Origin of the sequence: Pedobacter miscanthi (genome assembly GCF_003315595.1) — a bacterium.
Classification (GTDB): Bacteria; Bacteroidota; Bacteroidia; order Sphingobacteriales; family Sphingobacteriaceae; genus Pedobacter; species Pedobacter miscanthi.
Genome location: NZ_QNQU01000037.1, coordinates 1 through 18,631, shown reverse-complemented (window position 1 = coordinate 18,631; position 18,631 = coordinate 1). Strand labels below are relative to the sequence as shown.

Annotated in this window: 12 protein-coding genes; 1 reads left to right on the top strand and 11 read right to left on the bottom strand. The window is 41.6% G+C overall.

The features are described 5' to 3' along the window. Window positions 1–131: 131 nt before the first annotated feature. Window positions 132–680 carry a hypothetical protein gene (locus DRW42_RS26640; protein ID WP_147243820.1) on the top strand — a complete coding sequence of 183 codons (549 nt, stop codon included), beginning with the start codon at window positions 132–134 and terminating at the stop codon, window positions 678–680. 168 nt (window positions 681–848) lie between these two features. Here DRW42_RS26640 and DRW42_RS26635 read toward each other — a convergent pair whose 3' ends face one another. From DRW42_RS26635 to DRW42_RS26590, 11 genes are all read right to left on the bottom strand, one after another. Continuing rightward, entirely contained in the window at window positions 849–2,486 is a 1,638-nt protein-coding gene (locus DRW42_RS26635) for a RagB/SusD family nutrient uptake outer membrane protein (RefSeq protein ID WP_113951903.1), read from the bottom strand. Between the two features lie 32 nt (window positions 2,487–2,518). Further along, window positions 2,519–5,626 carry a SusC/RagA family TonB-linked outer membrane protein gene (locus tag DRW42_RS26630; RefSeq protein ID WP_113951902.1) on the bottom strand — a complete coding sequence of 1,036 codons (3,108 nt, stop codon included), beginning with the start codon at window positions 5,624–5,626 and terminating at the stop codon, window positions 2,519–2,521. A gap of 211 nt (window positions 5,627–5,837) precedes the next feature. Continuing rightward, window positions 5,838–5,960, bottom strand: a complete 123-nt coding sequence (locus tag DRW42_RS29420) for a hypothetical protein (protein WP_279634225.1) — start codon at window positions 5,958–5,960, stop codon at window positions 5,838–5,840. A gap of 294 nt (window positions 5,961–6,254) precedes the next feature. Next, window positions 6,255–7,889, bottom strand: coding sequence for a hypothetical protein (locus DRW42_RS26625; RefSeq protein ID WP_147243819.1), 1,635 nt, complete (start codon window positions 7,887–7,889; stop codon window positions 6,255–6,257). 660 nt (window positions 7,890–8,549) lie between these two features. Further along, a complete protein-coding gene (locus DRW42_RS26620; protein WP_147243818.1) occupies window positions 8,550–8,915 on the bottom strand; it encodes a hypothetical protein in 366 nt (121 codons plus the stop codon). 241 nt (window positions 8,916–9,156) lie between these two features. Beyond that, window positions 9,157–10,272: a TlpA disulfide reductase family protein gene (locus DRW42_RS26615; RefSeq protein WP_113951899.1), complete on the bottom strand. Its 1,116-nt coding sequence runs from the start codon at window positions 10,270–10,272 to the stop codon at window positions 9,157–9,159. Between the two features lie 20 nt (window positions 10,273–10,292). Further along, window positions 10,293–11,693, bottom strand: a complete 1,401-nt coding sequence (locus tag DRW42_RS26610) for a RagB/SusD family nutrient uptake outer membrane protein (RefSeq protein ID WP_113951898.1) — start codon at window positions 11,691–11,693, stop codon at window positions 10,293–10,295. A gap of 11 nt (window positions 11,694–11,704) precedes the next feature. Beyond that, window positions 11,705–14,929: a SusC/RagA family TonB-linked outer membrane protein gene (locus DRW42_RS26605; RefSeq protein ID WP_244215374.1), complete on the bottom strand. Its 3,225-nt coding sequence runs from the start codon at window positions 14,927–14,929 to the stop codon at window positions 11,705–11,707. Window positions 14,930–15,183: 254 nt separating this feature from the next. Continuing rightward, a complete protein-coding gene (locus DRW42_RS26600) occupies window positions 15,184–16,296 on the bottom strand; it encodes a FecR family protein (RefSeq protein WP_113951897.1) in 1,113 nt (370 codons plus the stop codon). A 186-nt stretch (window positions 16,297–16,482) separates the two neighbouring features. Then, a complete protein-coding gene (locus DRW42_RS26595; protein WP_113951896.1) occupies window positions 16,483–17,046 on the bottom strand; it encodes an RNA polymerase sigma-70 factor in 564 nt (187 codons plus the stop codon). A 556-nt stretch (window positions 17,047–17,602) separates the two neighbouring features. Further along, complete coding sequence (locus DRW42_RS26590; protein WP_113951895.1) at window positions 17,603–18,076, bottom strand: hypothetical protein; 474 nt, start codon at window positions 18,074–18,076, stop codon at window positions 17,603–17,605. Between the last annotated feature and the right edge of the window lie 555 nt (window positions 18,077–18,631).

The window sequence follows — 18,631 nt, the reverse complement described above, 5'->3', positions numbered from 1 at the left end:
ATATTGAAAATTACAAGTTTATTTACAGCATAGAACCTGGCTTAATTTCATACAAACAAAATACCGGGTTGATCCGTTTAAATCCTGTTATTAAATTCCAAAGAACGCTCAAATCGCTAATTATCTACAAAATGAAATTACAACTCCTCTCCCTTATCTTAACATTAAACATATCCTTACAGTTGAATGCCCAAACGAAACAGGTTAATCCGCAGGGCAACAAACCATTAGTACAAACAAGTAGTCTTAACTCAGCCGTAAAAGCTATCCGTGAAGAATATAACCGGATTAATTCTCTTTCACTTAAAAGTGAAAAATTCAAATACGAGGCAGAAGGATGTGTAGAAGATGGAACGGTAAGCTATTTTAAGGAAGGAAATGTCATTGTTAAAGTTATAGAAACAGGAAGTATTGGAGATGGGAGCTGGATTAACCAATACTATTACCATTCGGGCAAGATCTTTTTTAGTTATGAAAAAATTGTAGGCGGACCGGCCATAGGCAAGGTAACCACTACCGAACGCCGGTATTATATTCAGGATGATAAACCCTTGCAGCAGATGGAAGATAAGAAGATTGTTAAAGCTGATGCCCGGGCTTTGGAAATTATACAAACCGCATATAAGTTATTAAAAGCTTATAAAACCAAAGATTTTGCAGCGGCTTTATGTAATCCGTGATCAATAGTTAAATAAATCACTTTCAACCTTTGCCTTCTGCTGTTTTCAATTTGTGTTGACAGCTGGCTTATGTTTATGTAGTGAGATACTCTTCATATATCTGCAGATAACAAAAAAGGCAGCTACAGATAATCTGCGCTGCCTTATAATATTTCAAAATACGATGGTTTAATTTGCTATGGCCGGACTTCCTGAAGAAGGGGCATTATAACTAAATTCACTAACAGGAACATCCCAATAGTCCCAATAGTTATAATCGATAAAGCAGGGTAAAAGCGTCCAGCTTCCGGCAGGCGTTGCACCAATTTCTGTATTTGATATCACAACGTTAGCGTTTGCTCTACCCCCACCTGCACTGGCTTTTGCAGTAACACCCCAGCGCCTGGCATCATAAAACGCTAATCCTCTAAGCGTGAGTGCAATTCTACGCTCCCTTCTTAGTTCTTCAAGAGCCTGTACCTGGTTTAGGCCGGTTCCCACTGTAGCTGCCAATCCTGCACCATTTGCCGTACGAACCTTATCTACAAAAAATAATCCTGCGTCGATATTGTTGTTTCTGATTTCAACTTCGGCCAGCATAAGGTCGTTTTCTTCCCACGATCCCGCAAAATTAGCAAAACCTGTTCTGGCATTGGTTGACCAATATCCTCCATTCTGGATAGCGGTAAAGAAATAACGGCCACCAAACTGGTAACCCCTGGCCTGTCTGTTAACTTCCGCAAGGGGCAATGTACTTACGCCTTTTACAAAGCGCTGATCGCCCGGTTTAAAATCCTGTGCCCAGCGCTCAGATGGATACATCCAGCCGGGATTGTTTGCATGTGAATTCCAAAGCAAAATATGCTGCTGGTTGTTTGGAGAAAGTCCTTCAGCTGCAACAGCAGAAATACCCAACAGGAATGTAATATCTCCCTGAACCAAACCTGCAGTAGCAAGCGTTTTAATATTTGTTAAATCAGCAGCCGTTAGCTCAGCAACTTTCTTATTTACCAGAATATTTCTTGCTTTATAAGTATTACAACCTCTGATCCACATTTGTGGGGTGATGGCAACATTCGGAGTAGGTTTGTTAAAAGCAGGGATAATGGCATTCATTGTTGCAATATATACAGCATCGTTTGCTGCAACTGGCGTTAATAATGCAATGGCCTTATCAAAATTGGCATTTGCTTCTGTAATTATCTGCTGGCGTGTTTTATACTGTGACTCAGTACTTCCATCAGTTTTATCGTTTATTACGCCGGCAACATACATCGAGCCTATGCGCGAATATGCAAATCCTTTCCACCAATAGGCCCAGGCCTGCAAAGTAGCCTTTTCTGTAGCAGGAATTGCCACAGCAGGGTTATTAACTGCCTGAAGCAGGAAATTTGCTTGTCCGTTTACAAAATATGCAAGATTCCATTCGTAAACCAGGGCATTGGTTTGAGAACCATTGGTTGCCGACAGATTGTTTAAAGCTTTGAGCTGTGTAGGCTGATCGATTACCAGAACACCCGGTATAACTTTATTATAAGGTGCTGGTAAAGTAATTTTGTCTACCTGGTTTACATACCTCCATCCCCAGTTACCGGCAGAACACCATTGCTCATCTCCCATGAAACTATGCATATTCATTGCATGCACCAACAGGTTATTACCAACATATAATTTATTCCAGATACCCAAAGCAAATTGCTCAACCCCTTTTACCGATGCCAAAGAACCTGAGGGTGTAGGCGAATTGGGATCATCCAATTGCAGATCGGATTTTTTACAATTAGTCAAAAGCAGGACTATTGCAAAAAAAGCTATTATTTTTTTCATTTTATTTAAATTAAAAGTTCTGTAATAAATAATTAGAAACCGATGTTTACACTAAACTGGAAAGATTTAAGGTTAGGTGCACCATAATAATCAACACCGGTAAATGATCCGATACCATTAATTGTACCTCCCTGGTTTGTTAATGCCGAAGTTGCTTCGGGATCTAAACCTTTATATTTAGTCCATGTGGCAAGATTTCTTCCGGTAGCAGTAACCGAAATGGTTCTTAGCCACTTTTGTTTAAGTACGTTTGTTAAATCGTAGGTAACCGATAAATCTCTCAGCCTTACATAACTGCCGTCTTCCACAAAGTGTGAAAGCGGTGTGTTGGTATTATAAAGACTATTATAGAATGCAACAAAAGATCCTTGCTGTCCGGCAATGGTAATCGGCTCATCAAAGTCCTTATGAAGCCTATCTCTATACATCCATTGTCTCGTTTGATTATATACCTCTCCTCCTTTTACCCAATCGAACTGGAACCCTACGGTTAATTTTTTAAAAAGTGTAAAACTGTTAATAAATGAGCTCGAAAAATCCGGGTTAACATTACCAACTACTGCCAGATCATCAGCACCGGTTAATACAACATTATAGTTTGCTAAATTAACCACATAACCATTGCTGGCTACAGCATAACCCGAAGCACTCGCTTCAGGAATGTACCTTGTTCCATTTGGACGCAACTGATCGATACTGGTTAACGGTCGCTGCATGTACAAATCTCCGAGGTTACCTCCGGGCGACAGGTAAAATACACCGTTTGTAATCGGTACATTGTTTGATACTTTTGTTACCTCGGTCTTCGATTTACCTAGCCTAAATCCAAAATTCCAATCCAGATCTCTCGATTTATAAGCTTTGATATCGAGTGAAATATCAAATCCGTTACTCGAAAGGCCAACCAGGTTATCTCGAAGGCCAGTTGCCCCGGTAGATGGTGCAGCAGGAGCCTCCTGTATAACATCGTCTGATTTTCTTTTCCAGTAGGTACCGCTTAATACCATATTACTTAACCAATTTCCCTTCAATGGAGTTAAGGTAAGGTCCGTTCCAATCTCCAGCTCGGTGGTTTTCTGGATTAACAAAGCCGGATTGTTTGCCGTTGATCTTGTGTAAAGCGTTGAACCACTTTCTCCAAAGTTACCTCTGCTAAAAGTTACCTGTCTGTCGTAAATGCCTGGCTGAACACCTGCTTCGCCGTATGCAGCACGCAGTTTCCAGTTAGATACTAAATCCTTACTCTTAAAGAATTCAGAAGGGTTGAAGAAAACGGTGCCCCTAGGAAAGGTTGCCGCTTTTCCCTGTCCGCCAAAGGCAGAAGAATAATCAGACCTAAAGCCTACAGAAACACCAAAAAGGTTTCCATACTCTATAGTTTGGTTGGCTAAGAAACCATATACCAACGACTCCTCAAAAGATTCGCCTCCGGTTCTTGTTGTAGCTGCCGACAAGGTAAACGGAGGGTAGGCCGGCAACGTAACACCCTGGGCATAAAAATAATTGCTTTTAAACTTTCTGGCGTCATAGGTAAATTGAGTAGAAGTCTTAATTGGTAAGCTTGATTTAAAATCTTTTTCGAAATCCGTCCTAAAAAATGCACTTGCATTACCGTAATGTACAGCAGAATTTTCGTACTCTTTTGTAATACTTCCTTCTATAACAGAACCATAAAAAACGGTTTGAGCCCTTCCTACCTGATTATAGTAGAAATCGCCCTGCTCCCAGCGGCGTGTATCCAGAGCATATTTAACGTCGAATTCTAAAAACCTAGGCAATTTGTAATTTACGCTAAAGTTCTGCACAAGCCTGGGTGTTTTACTATAGCGCTCTCTTGCCTCACGTTCGGCCAGGGGATTGTTTCCGTCGGTCAAGGTACTCGGTTTAACTACGTACTGACCATTGGTAGGGTTGCGGAAGGTAAAATCGATCCACTGTAAAGAGTTAACCAAATTAAACCTGTTGGACGACAACAAATCTTCCTTTGAATATATTAATTGTGTTGAGGATCTGACATTCAAACCCTTAACTGGACTAAAACCGAAATTTAAGTTTAGGTTTGTTCTATTAAAATTATTACTATATACATCCTGCTGCGAGAGATTTGACATACCAAAAGAGTAATCGGCCTTTTCAGTGCCTCCCCTTACCGTTAAAGAATTGGTGAATGTATTGGCCACCCTGTTTCCCTGATCGATATGATCGTATGTTGGCAAAAGAATGGGTTTATTATTCTGAACCGTTTTATCCGTTCCGAAGGGCAATGCAGTTGGATTTGGCCAAACGCCAATTGCACTGGGTGCCAAAACAGAACCGTTACTTGCCACAATATTTCCAGCTGCATCAGTTACCCAGTGATGGTTAGTTGCAATTAAATCATTCAGCCTCACAATCCTGTCATTACTATACCTGGATACGAAATCAATAATTAATTGACTGTTTTTAGCACCCTTTTTTGTAAAAACCTGAATTACACCATTTCCACCCTGAGCACCATACAACATACCTCCTGCAGATCCTTTTACCACTTCTATTCGGTCAACGATATTTGGATCCAATGAAGTTAAAAGATCCGAACTTGCCTGCACCCCATCAATCAGAATCAGTGGAGATGAACTGGCAAGATTGGTAAATCCACGTAAGATAATCTGTGCGTTGGCACCCGGCTGGCCACTTCTCTGTATAATCTGTGCACCGGCAATCTGCCCCTGTAGTGCCTGGGTTACATTTGTTGTTGCACTTTTGGGAAAATCTTTTGAATCTAAAGTTGCAACATCAATCGGCACCAACTTTTTCTGGGTAGCTACCCCCACACCGGTAACCACAACATCGGTAAGTGTTTTCGAATCGCTTTCCAAAACAACATTAATCACTGTTGCGCTTCCAATCGTTCTTGTTTGCCTCACATATCCTATGTACGAAAATTCAATTTGGGATACATTGCTGGGAACCCTAAGTGTATACCTGCCATCTGCACCGGTTTGGGTACCGCCGTTAGCACCATTAATTTTAACACTTACGCCTGGAAGGGGCAATCTATCTTCCGAGCCCGTAACAGTCCCTGTAATTGTTCTTTCTTGCGCCATTGCAGAAGTTGCAACAAACAGCAATATGAACAAACTCTGTACAAGTTTTTTCATAAAAAAGTTTAGTTTAGTTAATTATAGTTCAATAAAAATTTAACATTTGCTGAGTAAAATTTTAAAAAAACAATCCCTCTTCATCCCCTGCCCGTCTCCAATCATACACTTTAGTTGATTGTTAAAGGGGGGATAAATGAACAATTATGGCCTTAAATTTAAGGCGCATTTTTGCCGGTCTTATTTAATCTTATTGTAGTCTGGTGGATATTTAATCTGGTGGGGCACCTATGATATTTTTTGGCATTGAGCTGCCTTGTTCTGTTCTTTCTTGCCACATTACTCCAATAGCAAAGCATGGCAATACGAACAAACTCTGCATGAGTTTTTTCATAAAAATTAGTTTAGTTTAGTTTTCGGTTTTTAATGATTACACCATAAATATACCAATAACAGCACTTTAACACAAGAAACAAACAGCAAAAAAAAGAGAATATTTTCATGATACAGAAAAAAGCCTCTAATAATCAGCAGAAAGCATGAAAAACATAAAAATGAGGCATTACTAATACACAAAAATGATACAATTACATTAAAATGAGATTAGAATACCACTGAAAATATAAAAAAAGACGAAATACTTTCAGAAAAACAAAAAATTCAGGAGTATAATAAAAATAAATGATTACTAATCTGCAATTCGCAGAATAATTGAGCCAGACTCAGGCTTCAACTGAACCAACGAAGCATTTTCTGGCTTTACGAAAAATCCTTTTTCGGCTACCAACTGATAAATATGCCCGTCAAAATTATAATCAATCTGGTTAGCCTTAATACCCGTAAGGGGTACTTTAGCTTTATCATTTACTGCCAGTTCAAAATACCAGTTCAGAGGTACCGTTCCTGTGGTTTTAATGATCATGATCTTCTCTTTTAAATCGATCTCAAAGGTACCTTTACCCGATGGCCATGAAATATGGGCTGTATTAACATCTACATTTGTAAATACCGGATTGCCGCCTTTTACGGGTATAGGCTGGCCATTATCGAGTGTTAACAAACGTAGCCCCGTGGGATGACCTGTTTTACCCCATTGAAAGCCGTCAACAACAGGTAAGGTGTAAAAAAAGCTCTGGTTAACTGTTGTAACTCCCTTAAAATATTTATCAGGAATGATTTCATTAAACAGGTGAATATCTGCAATACGCATAGTTCCTTCTTCCCAAAGTAAATTGAGTCGGTAAAAACGGCTATTGTACCAGATGGTTTTCTTATCACTTTCGCCAAGATCTTTAGTTACTGTAAATGTTGTAGCCGGAGTAACCTTATATTTCTTTTTAAACCACTCACCTGATGCTGACATCGTTTCTACCCGCACCTTACCTTCATCCCTTAGATGGGCAATAATTGGCATCTGCAACTCTAAACCTTTTTTCATATCATTCCAGGTGAAGGAATTTTCCTGACCGGCCTGCGTGTAATTAAACCCTAACGAAGGATCGTTTACAAAGCTGTTGAAAAACCAGTTTATCCATTGCTCATTACCACCGGCATGCTTATATACAGGCTCTAATGTGGTTACTGAACGCCCATCGGCATATTGCCTGATCGGATCGCTACCCAACATCCGAAACACAGGTACGGGCAGCTGTTTATCAACATGCTGAGCAGGCATATAGGCATTTATGCGACTGGGATAGTAAGCCTGGTTCCAGTAACCACCCCATAGGGTAAAGCCATCGGTACCTACCTGATCCTTACAATTGGCCGTTGCCACAATCTTGTATTTATCATACATATAATTTAAAGAATGTGCATCTATCACCCATGAAGCCACTGATTTAGGGTAGTATCCAAATATTTTTTTAAAGTCGGTAAAATAAACATCTATAATCTTCTCACGTTCAGCTGGTGTATAACCTACAGAAAAACCCACATCCGAATGCCAGTCCCAGGCATATTTACCGCGCCATTTAATACCTGCCTTTTCGATTAATGGTAGTGGCAGTTCCCACCATGCGCCAATCTCGAACTTACCTTTTGGCAGCGTTTTTAAAAGTGAAATGTAACGTTCATCAATCAGGGCATCATATTGCAGTAAAAATGTTCCCCCGAGTTGATACTGTTTCATTAGTTTTACCTGGTTTACCACAGTTTCGTAAAGCACATCTTTTGTTATATAAGCCTCCCTCGGTTCGATATCACGAATGAAATTAACAATATTGACGATCCTTGGTGAAGAAGATTTTTGCGCATAAGAAAAACATGTAGATATGATCAACAATAAGAGCATCCATGATTTTATAAAAAGAGATTTATTCATAATTTTTATTTTGCAATTGTTGCGTCGAATCATTTATGCAATCCTCCATCTGCATCAAGTAGTAATACAATTACGGCATGGTTTAAGCCCTCAATTGGTATGTATAATTATATCTGGCAAAAACTAAATTATCGGAACTTTCTGACTAAGGCATCCTGCACTGTCCTGATTTTATTATGGATCCTAAAACCTTAAACACAAATCATATAGCCAAAACTGGCCTCTTTGCGACCTGCTATCAAATTTAGGATATAATCACAAAACATTTTGTAATGGGGATGTTGTTCTTATCCTTGTAAGCAATTTCGGTATTCCTATCATATAAAAACATTAACTCATTAAATCATTTATAAATCATGTCTGATGAGAAAATAATCCTGGTAAATTTTGATTTTTTTCAACATACTGTGACTGAAGCACAATAAAGGCCGTTTATTAAAGCAGTTGAGAGGAGTTGCAGGTATTTGTGAAAGGAAGAATATTATATTTATTCAGCAATCCATTTGGTGGCCACTGTGCACTGAAATAGAGGGACCACCCTTATTGAAATACACAATTAAGGTCATATAACTATTCCAACAAATCTAATTTAACAGAACTTATTATCTACTGACCAAAGCCATTATAGATAACGCGTTTCCCGTTTGCAACCCGGATTTATTATGGCTGAGGAATACATTGCTGCACGATGATGTCCGCTTCCGAAAGGTTCCTGAATAATGCCCGGAGCATTAGCTCGCCCTGTAGCTGGATTCTCACATGGATGATTCCCTTCTGATCATGCTCAAAAAGGCCCGATCCGTCCTGCGGCATGCTCAACACCACTCCGGTTTTCGAAAAAATATGCAGCAGCTCTGGCCGTTTTTCATCGGGTAGAAAAATAGCGAGATCAAATTTCCCGCCTAATTTTCGGTCATGAATGTCAGGCATCCTGGCTGCCACACAACCCGTGAAAAGTAGAACTAACATACAAAAATAGCGCAAAATTATATTTGTAGAAACCCATTTTGTAGCGATATTCTTCATATAGCTTTATTTAATAAAATGAAAGGTTAATGGATGATTAAAATTGTGATCCGGTATGGTAAAACTTGAACAATACGAAATCAGCGCACAACCTGTGTGGTGTGCGAAAATCACTCATTGCCGGGATATACCAAGGTTATGGTGGCTATGGCGAAGCCTGTTGACAAACTATTATTTAACCGGTCAGGCGCCATCCATTGAGCAAACACGCACCTAACCGGTTAATAGCTATATGAGCAGTTTAGCGGATTACTTCAGCCAGTTTTTCTTCCAGTTCTTTTCCCCTTAGATTTTTGGCAATAATCTTTCCTGCGGGATCAATCAAAAAATTCTGGGGGATAGCTGCGATGCCATAAGCTTTTGCTACTGCATTATCTTTTCCTTTTAAGTCTGACAATTGGATCCATTCAAAGCCATTGGATTTGATGGCGTTTAACCAAAGATCTTTTTTATCATCAATGGAAATGCCTATAATTTCGAAGTTTTTATCCTTGTATTTGGCATAAGCACTTTTTAAATATGGATATTCGGTGCGGCATGGGCCACACCAGCTTGCCCAAAAATCAACGAGGACAAATTTGCCTTTTTGATCTGAAAGGGATATTAACTTTCCTTTATCGCTGGACTGACTAAAGTTTGCGGCAAGTTGGCCGATCGATAGTCTTTTGGTCAGGGCAACCTTGGCTTCTACAGCTTTAAACCTCTCTGTCTCACCGTATTCAGGTTTTAATGAGACCATCATCCCTTCCACATATTTAAAATCCTCAACGATCACTGAGCTGTTCTGCAGGATATTAAAAGACATCGGCGATTTTGGGTGGGCCTGAATAAATTTAAGGGTCTCCTCTTTTGCTATCTTCTGCCGGGCATAAAGTAACCTTTGAAAAGCTGCTGTAGAATCTTCAGGAAGTTGGTGCTGTTGGGCTTTCCAGATCCGGTAAACCGAATCCCCTACACTGTTCATCAACTTTTTATAAATCTCGTAATCCTTTTGGCCCTCGCCACCGGAGATTTTAGCATCAAATAAACGTTTACCCTCAATGGTGACCGTCCCGTTCTCAAGCAAAAACGATTTGCCTTCGCTGGCTGATCCTTCCGGTTTCACATTTGGTGGATAGATCCAGTGCACATATAATGTTGCGTCTGTCGGATGATCCAGACTCCCGGAAAAGGTAAACTTACCATCCTGCGCCATTGCCGAATCGGCAACCTTACGCTCACCGTCGCGGAAGTAAAGGAAAACTTTTATCGGAACGTTCGAGCCAGAAAGATTTCCCTTAAGCGTAAACTTTTTCTGTTGTGCCATGGCAGATGTTACTGTACAAATCAACAGCAATAGATATATATTGAATTTCATATTATTTTTGATTTAAATTTTTAATTGATATAGCCTGGATTTTGTGTGAGGTTTCCATTTCTGCTCCGCTGATCAGCTGGAATCGGATATAATGCTGCTTCGGGCTTCCATGTAGGCTTAACTGCCCCAAGTACGGTGTTCGCTCTTGCTGTTCTTTTAAGATCAAACCACCGGTGCCCCATTTCGCAGCTCAGTTCGATCCTCCGCTCACGCTCAACGGCAAGTAATAATGCGTTTTTGTCATTGGCAGGTGTAGCACCCAGACCCGCACGCTGACGGATCATCAACAGATCCGCCCTGGAACCTGTCAAATTGTTAAGCTGTGCACGTGCTTCGGCACGGATCAGATATTGTTCCCCTAGCCGGAACAAAGTGAAGTATTCAGCGTTTCCAGGCGTTGTGCCTTTATATTTGGCTGGGCAGGTATACACAATGGCATTGGGAGCGGTAACCGTAATTGTCCATGCTGTTCTGCGCGCATCTCCAGTTTCTGCCGCGTAAGCATTTTTCAACTGTTCGGTAAATACATATTTAGGTATAGTAGGCGCTGTTGGACTGGGCAACATCGCACTTGCATATGGATTTATTCCACTCGCATCATTATATAATTGCAGGATGGCTTCCTTACTTGTTGGTACAAAAATCCTGTTCAGATCTTCAAGGCCGAACAATGCCGTATTATCCAATAATGAGGTAGCCTGTGTTTCGGCGGCTGCCCAGTTGCCCTGATAGAGATAAGTACGGGCGAGCAAAGCGGTAGCCGCCCATTTATTGGCACGGGTTCTTGCTCCTGCAGACAATATATAACTGGCGGGCAGGTTTGCCTGGGCAAAAAGCAGGTCGTCTGTAATCTGTGAATAAACAGCCGCTTCAGGGCTACGAGGACTTGTTTTGTTTGCATCTACATCAGTAGTGGTTACCAAAGGCACATCCCCAAATAGGTTGATTAAATAGAAGTAACAGAATGCCCTGATAAACCTGGCCTCAGCAATACTCTGCGCCTGGAACTTTGGTGTAAGGTTGCTCCCTGCCGGTACATTTTCGATAATCGCATTGGCGGCATAGATAACCGAATAGGGTGCCGACCATAAATTGTTGTTTACTTCTGTATTGGTGGTGAGGATACTATTCAATACAAATTGATTAACGGGTTCCAGGTTATAATTTGTAAGCTCATCCGCGCTGTAACCGGGGAATCCGGACATCAGCACGCTATACCTGTTATTGGTGATCAAACTGCTGTACATGCCAGCCAAGGCTCCCTTAACAGTGGTTGAATCTTTATAGACTTCTTTATCCAGTAACTGGCCGCCTGAAGCATTGTTTTCTATCAATTTTTTACAGCCGCCAAAGGTGGTTAGCAATGTAATGAGCATTAGCGCAAGTCGGGCCTGCCCTGTATATTTAAAAGAATTTTTCATTTTTTTGAAGATTAAAAGGTTGCTCTTATACCGGTTGTGAACATTTTTAAAGGTGGAATCTGTGTTGTCAGCGTTTCAGGATCCAGGCCTTTGTAATTAGTGAAGGTGATCAGGTTCTGACCGCGGACATACACCTGAAGCGATGACATTCCTATCTTTTTGCTGAATGAAGCCGGTACACTGTAGCTCAACGAAACATTCCTCAACCGTATGAAAGAGGCCGATTCTACTGCAGTATCCGATCCGGTAAACAGATTATATTTGCTGCCCGCTGCTGATGCGGTATTGGTTGAATATTTTAAGCCAACATCAGCCAGGGTAACCGGAAGGTTGTAACCGAAACCCGGGTAGGTCCCAAAATTTAGATCACCCCTGGTGGCTGTACGGCTGATCCCGGTTAAAAAAATATCCAGTTCAAAACCTTTATAGGTAAATGTGTTATTAAAGCCTCCGTAATATTTTGGATCATTGTTACCGTATACATGCTGGTCTCCTTTTCCATTTTCAAAAATCCCGCCGGTGATTACACCATCGCCATTTAAATCAGCTACAGTAGCGATTCCGTTAACGATACCCGTTGACTGGTATACCGTACGGAGATTAAGCGACTGACCGACTACATAGGTGTTGTTATTGGTAGAAGTTAAAAGGCCCGGATATGAAACAAGTTTATTTTCCGGGAAAGTGATGTTAAAAGATGAAGTCCAGCGAAATCCGCCTTTTTCGATATTGATCGTATTCAGCTCAAGCTCTAGGCCCCTATTCTGCACTGTAGCGTCAAAATTTGAAGTGTACTGGCTGAATCCTGTTTGTGCGGCGAGGGGCACGCTCTGCAGAAGATTGGTTGATCTATTGCGATAGTAAGCGGCAGTGAACAAAATCCTGTCCTTAAGAAAACCCATTTCCAAAGCGATGTCGAGCTTTTTGGTTTCTTCCCATTTTAGATAGGGGTTTGCCACCCTTGCCGGGGTAAGCGTAGTAGACGGCCCGTATGTGGAGGATCCTGAATAGTTTGACTGATACTCATAATCCCGGATCTTATCATTACCAACCGTACCGTAACTCGCTCTTAACTTTCCATAGCTTAACCATTTAAGATTATCGCTGATCAATTTTTCCTTGCTGAATATCCATCCCAAGGCAGCACTTCCGAAATTCCCGAACCGGTTGTTGGCACCGAATTTAGTAGAACCATCCCTTCTGATGTTCGCACTAACCAGATATTTATTATTTAAATTATATTCCGCGCGGCCGTATACAGAGGTGTAACGGAAATCGGCATAGTCAGAATTCTTGGCCAAAATGTTGACCTGGTTTAAGCTCGTCGCCAGCTGTGGATTGGTATAGTTGCCCAAAATCCAGAAAGGCTGCACCGTTTCCACCTGCTGCCAGGTACCACCGGCAATCAGGTTTAATTTGCCTTTTCCGGTATCAAATCCGTAAGTAACCTGAGGCTCGGCGATATAGGTCCTGATATAATTATTATTCGAAGTGATCTGGGGCAATGAATTAAAAGATGGATTTGTAGCGGAGACCGGAGTAACCATGTTTCCCTTTACATCTATTAAATTGTATCCACCATTGGCTTTGATATCCAGTCCCGGTAGGATCGTATAACGTAGGGTTGCAGCCGCATTCAGGTTGGTAGATTTTAAGTTATTATAGGTATTGAAGGCAGCCAGTGGATTGGTATATCCCGGGCCCCAATATAACGCACCGGTAGGAGTATATAAAGGATAATTCGGTGGAAGGCCATAATTGGTTAAGTTCATGTTGTAAATCGGGATCTGGTTATTGTCCGAATTGTAACTTACGGTGGCGGTGGTAGCGAATTTGGAGTTCCTGCTTTTGTGCTGCAAACTTAAACGGAGCTGAGTTGCTTTATCATCGGATCTGTCATAATAAACTGTCGATTCCCGTCGAAAAGTCCCTCCCAAAGTGAACTGCGTAAAAGCATCACCGCCGGAGATTGCCAGGCCCGCATTGGTTTGTTTTGAGGTATTCCCGATCAGCAGCTGCGGAAAATTGGTAAAAGCATTCTGGTCGAAGAGCACTAAATCCGGAGCATTGGCAGCTGTCGGGGTAATATTGTCATTGGCAAATGCCTGCCGTCTGATGTTCAGATATTCTTCAGTGCCCAACATTTTGACCAGGTTAGATGCCTCACCGAACCCCTGACTGAAATCTGCTGTAACATTTGTCCGCCCCGGCCGGCCTTTTTTTGTAGTGATCAAAATTACCCCATTGGCTCCACGCGAACCATAGATTGCAGTAGCATCAGCATCTTTCAAAACAACCACATTATCAATCTCAGCAGGGTTAATCGTATTTAAAGGACTGAAGTCACTCTGGGGGGAAAAAGCACCGATACTTTTCTCCACAGGACCACTTCCAAAAGGGACACCATCTACGATATACAAAGGAGCGGATGAATTTAATGTCAGGCTGTTCTGTCCGCGGATGGTTACCGATACGTTCCCGCCCGCATAACCAGCGCTTTGGGTGATAAACAATCCCGGTACACGCCCCTGTAAAGCAATAACTGCATTTGAAACAGGCTGTTTGGTAATTTCATCCCCGGTAACTTTACCTGTTGAACCCGTGCTTAATCTGCGTGTGGTCTGGCTATAGGACATTACAGTTACCTCATCCAATTTGCCGATGCTGGCTTTCAACCTGATGATACCAAGGTCTGCCTTTGCAGGAAGAACAACAGTAGTATAACCCACGTAGCTGATTTCGAGCATTTCCCCGCCTTTGAGTCCGGGAATGATAAAATCCCCCCCTGAGTTGGTGTAAACAATTTTTGGTTTACCGATAATTTTAACTGTGGCTCCCGGGATTCCCAGTCCAAGTGAGTCGACCACTTTTCCGCGTGCGTCGATATCAGCTGTAAAAAGCGCATCCGCAAGGTTTTTTACCTTGTCTATATAGGTCGATGCACTTTTTTTAAGCACAATGGTCTTATCCTTAAGTTCGTAAGCGAGATTGGGCTGGCCTTCAAGAATCCTGTCCAACGCTTCAGTAAGCGAAAGTCCCTTGAATGAAACACGGACATTTTTGGTATTGCCCAATAAGGCGTCTGGGTACACCACATTTACCCCCGCTTGTTCAGCAATGGTTTCCAATGCGGTTTTAAAGGGTATATCGCGGACATTCAGATTGATTTTTTGACCGAAGGTAGAAGCACTGACCTGCATTAAAAAGGCGGTTGATAAAATAATGAGCAGCTTCATAGTTTTGATTAAAACTTTTGAGTCAGGACATGGCCGGGCCATGCCTTTGGTAAAAGCATAAAAATTCATAATTTCGTTTGGTTGGGTTAAAGTTGATAAAACGGTTTCGCAATTGTTTTTGGGTTAACTCAGCTTGCCATGGTAGTGCGTCAACACTGCCGTGGCTTTTTTATGAGCTGCCCATAGAAGTTTAAATTTTCTGTCGTAGCGGTCTGATCATGGTGATTGGTTTAGTTTAGTGAACGATTATTATTTTACTGGTTGATAATTATAGTTTTTCCCTGGATTTTAAACTGTAGTTCTCCCGTGGCCTGGAGAATATCCAACAGTTTCGAAATGTGATCGTATCTGGATATCGTACCTGAAAATGTTAGGTTGGCCAGTGAAGGATTTTCGAACACTACTTCCACATTATACCATCTGGCCACTCTTTTCATGATATCGCCAATGGGCTCGCCCTTGAAAACAAAGAGACCATTTTTCCAGGCGATTTCATCCTGTGCGTTTACTGCAATGATTTTTAGGCCATTATTGTCAACAATTGCCTGCTGGCCATGGATTAACTGCCCTGATTTTTTATCGCCCGAAACTACCTCGGCAATACCTTCGGTAACCGTCGTTCTTACCGATTGCTCATCTGCGTAAGCCTTGATATTGAATGCGGTACCGATATCCTGAACAGTCTGTCTGTTGCTTTCTACCCTAAAAGGCTGTTTCACATTGTGCACTACTTCAAAGTAAGCCTCGCCGGCCAAACTGATTTTACGCTCTTTGCCATCAAATGTGGAAGGGAAGCTCATTTTTGAATCCGAGTTCAACCATACTTCTGTCCCATCGGGAAGGGTAAAGCGGTAGGTTTGCCCCTTTGCTGTAGCAGCAAATAACATCATTCCGTTTTTCACTTGATTACTGGCTGATGAACCTGAAACAACAGTACCATCCAAATAGGTCAGCTCAGTACCGATTTTAACACCACCTTTGGTTCCGTTCAATCGGAAACTGGTTCCATCAGCTAAGGTTATGGTCGCTCCGTTTGTGCCCGGCGCGAGATCTGTAGCATAATATGAATTTTTCTCACCCCGTAGATGGAAGAGAAGGAAAACGCCTATCAGCAGAACAACTGTTATTGCTGCAGCAATAGAGATATTCGGCCAAAGTTTAATGTTTGGCCTTTTACTCGCACTTACGGTAGCATGGATCTGCTGCCAGGACTGCTGTTGCAGGATAATTGTATCAATATTAAGTTCCTTCCAATGTTCAGCTTTCTGAAAGTGCTCAAAGCAAAGATTATAAAGCCGGAGCTCCGACTCCGTAGCTTTGGCATCGGCAACTTTTGCGGCCAGCAGGTTAAATTCTTCGTTGGTCATTTTTACGGCTTATTACCTATAAGTAACTTAACTACGGTAAATACTTACAGCGAATAGAAAAATAATTCAGAAATTGTCTATTTGTGGCTGCGGGCTAAGTTTTTGAGGATAAATGAAAACTTAAGATATTATAAATGTGCTTATGACTTCAGGTATCAAACCCGTTATCCTAACCCAAAAACTCCATCAGACAAAGAAACTAACCCAAAAGTAACTGTTGCCCAACTCGCTTTTCAATTTAGTAAGGGCACGAAGGATCTGAACAGAAACTGTTTTTTCTGAAATTCCGAGTTTCTGCGCAATTTCTTTATTACTCAGGTGCTGTTCGCGGCTCATCTTAAATATCTCGCGGCAACGGTCTGGAAGTTTTGAAGTGAAACTTTTGATGATGGTTTGCAGTTCTTTAAGCTCTATAGTGAGTCCACTGTTATCCTGAATGTCTTCAATATTATCCAAAGGAAAATGATCCCGGATTTTAAGGCTCCGGATGTAATTCGCAGACTGATATTTGACTGCCATTAACAAATATCCCCGGAGATTTTTGATCTGGTGAGCCGAGCGGTGCTCCCAGAACCACAGCATCACCTCCTGCACAATATCCAAACAAACATCCTGGTCGCGGAGCACGTTGTATGCCGCACGGAAAAGGTCACTGAAATATCGGCCATGGATTTCCTTAAAGGCATCAGTGCTGCCCTGGGCAATCAATGTTAAAAGTTCTGAATCCGTTTGTTTGTTAATTTCGGCCATTTACTAGAGTATGGCTAATGTAGCAAATATTCTCCACTTCAAATAACAGGCAAAATAACCGAAAATAATTCGGTTGTTTAATTTCCTCTGCTGATTCACTAAGCGGTGAATGAGGCAGATAGCAAGCAAATACATTAATTTAACAAAAGGCCGGGCTTCTGAACGCTGTGATGTAAAAGTCACTAGATATGCCTGGCGTTTAGAATCTTACTATTAGGCATTTCGCCGGAAATGTAGGTGCATTATTTACCGAGAAAATACGGTTCCTATAATTTGACCTGAACTTAAAAATTTTATTGAAACTGCTGGATGAAGAAATCCTGACCTTGGGATCAAGGCGTACAGTTTGGAACGAAACAAGGTGTCAACATAAAGGAGAAACGAGCGTAACTTTTGCCGAAATGCCCAGTTTAAAGCATAACTACGATTATGTTGGTTTTGGCACCTGAATATAAATTTCATCATTCCTATCTGAACAGCCTATAATCAGCGCTATAAAGCATGAATAAGTTTTTATCTTTTACTTGTCAGAGGAGGAAACGGCAAGATGAAACATTCAAGGCAGTATAACTGTAACAAAGAGAGATGCAGATGAGCCAAATCCAGATATTAAGAGTCGCTCTCCAGGCGTGAGCGGCAGAAATAGCGCTAACAGGTTATCAGCGGTCATTACTACAGATAAGATTAAAAAGCGACTGCGTGCGAAGGCATACCATAACCCAGTGAAATGCAGACCGACGATTAGCCCTACTGTAGGAAGGAGTAGCTGCCCCAAATTCCATGTAGTGAACCATGTTTGCACAATCATGATGGCAATGACCTCGGCGATGACAGCGACCACATAATAATTCCAACGCGGCTTTTGCCGTGGTAGTGTAGCCTTCCGCCTTAAAATCCAAATGCCAGTTGCTGCGAAAATAAAAACGCCAAAAATCTGGAGAATTGTGCCGGCAGAACTGGTCACAGCGCCCACACCAACGGACCACCAAAGCATGGCAAAGATAAGCCCAATTAGCGCGCCCAATTTCATATCGCAGCCTCCTTGCCGAATACAAACGTATAATTCAACACCCGCCCGACCAACCAAGCATTGCTGGAAAAAATTCTGTAGAGCGAATCTATTTTTTTCATGATTGTTTTAAATGTTTGTTAAGGTATCGTTTATTAAGATTCTTTTACTTGGGCTGCATATTCTGGCGAAAGTGACTCCTCCGCTTCGGACCAAACTGACCGCCAATTTGATTACCGGGCTGTAGCATAAAGTTCCTTTCCCCCTGAACAAATATAAGCCGACAGTTTTCAAATTTTTCCTCAACGACAAGCTTTCCAGGCTATCTGTTTTCAGGGATGTTCATTTCTTTAAATTTCAGCCTACCAGACAATCTATGCCAAGCACCTTAAAAAATGCTTAAAAGCGTTCAAAATAGCCTCTTAAGCCAAAGCTTAGCTGAGGCTTGTCTTTTAGAACCTATGGCTTTGAACTAGCTTTAAATAATACTTGATCAGGAAATTCTGTGCGAAGAAAATCTGACTCAAGATCAGCTCGGCCAGTTTGCTCCGAAACAGGCGGCCACGATGGAGCCAA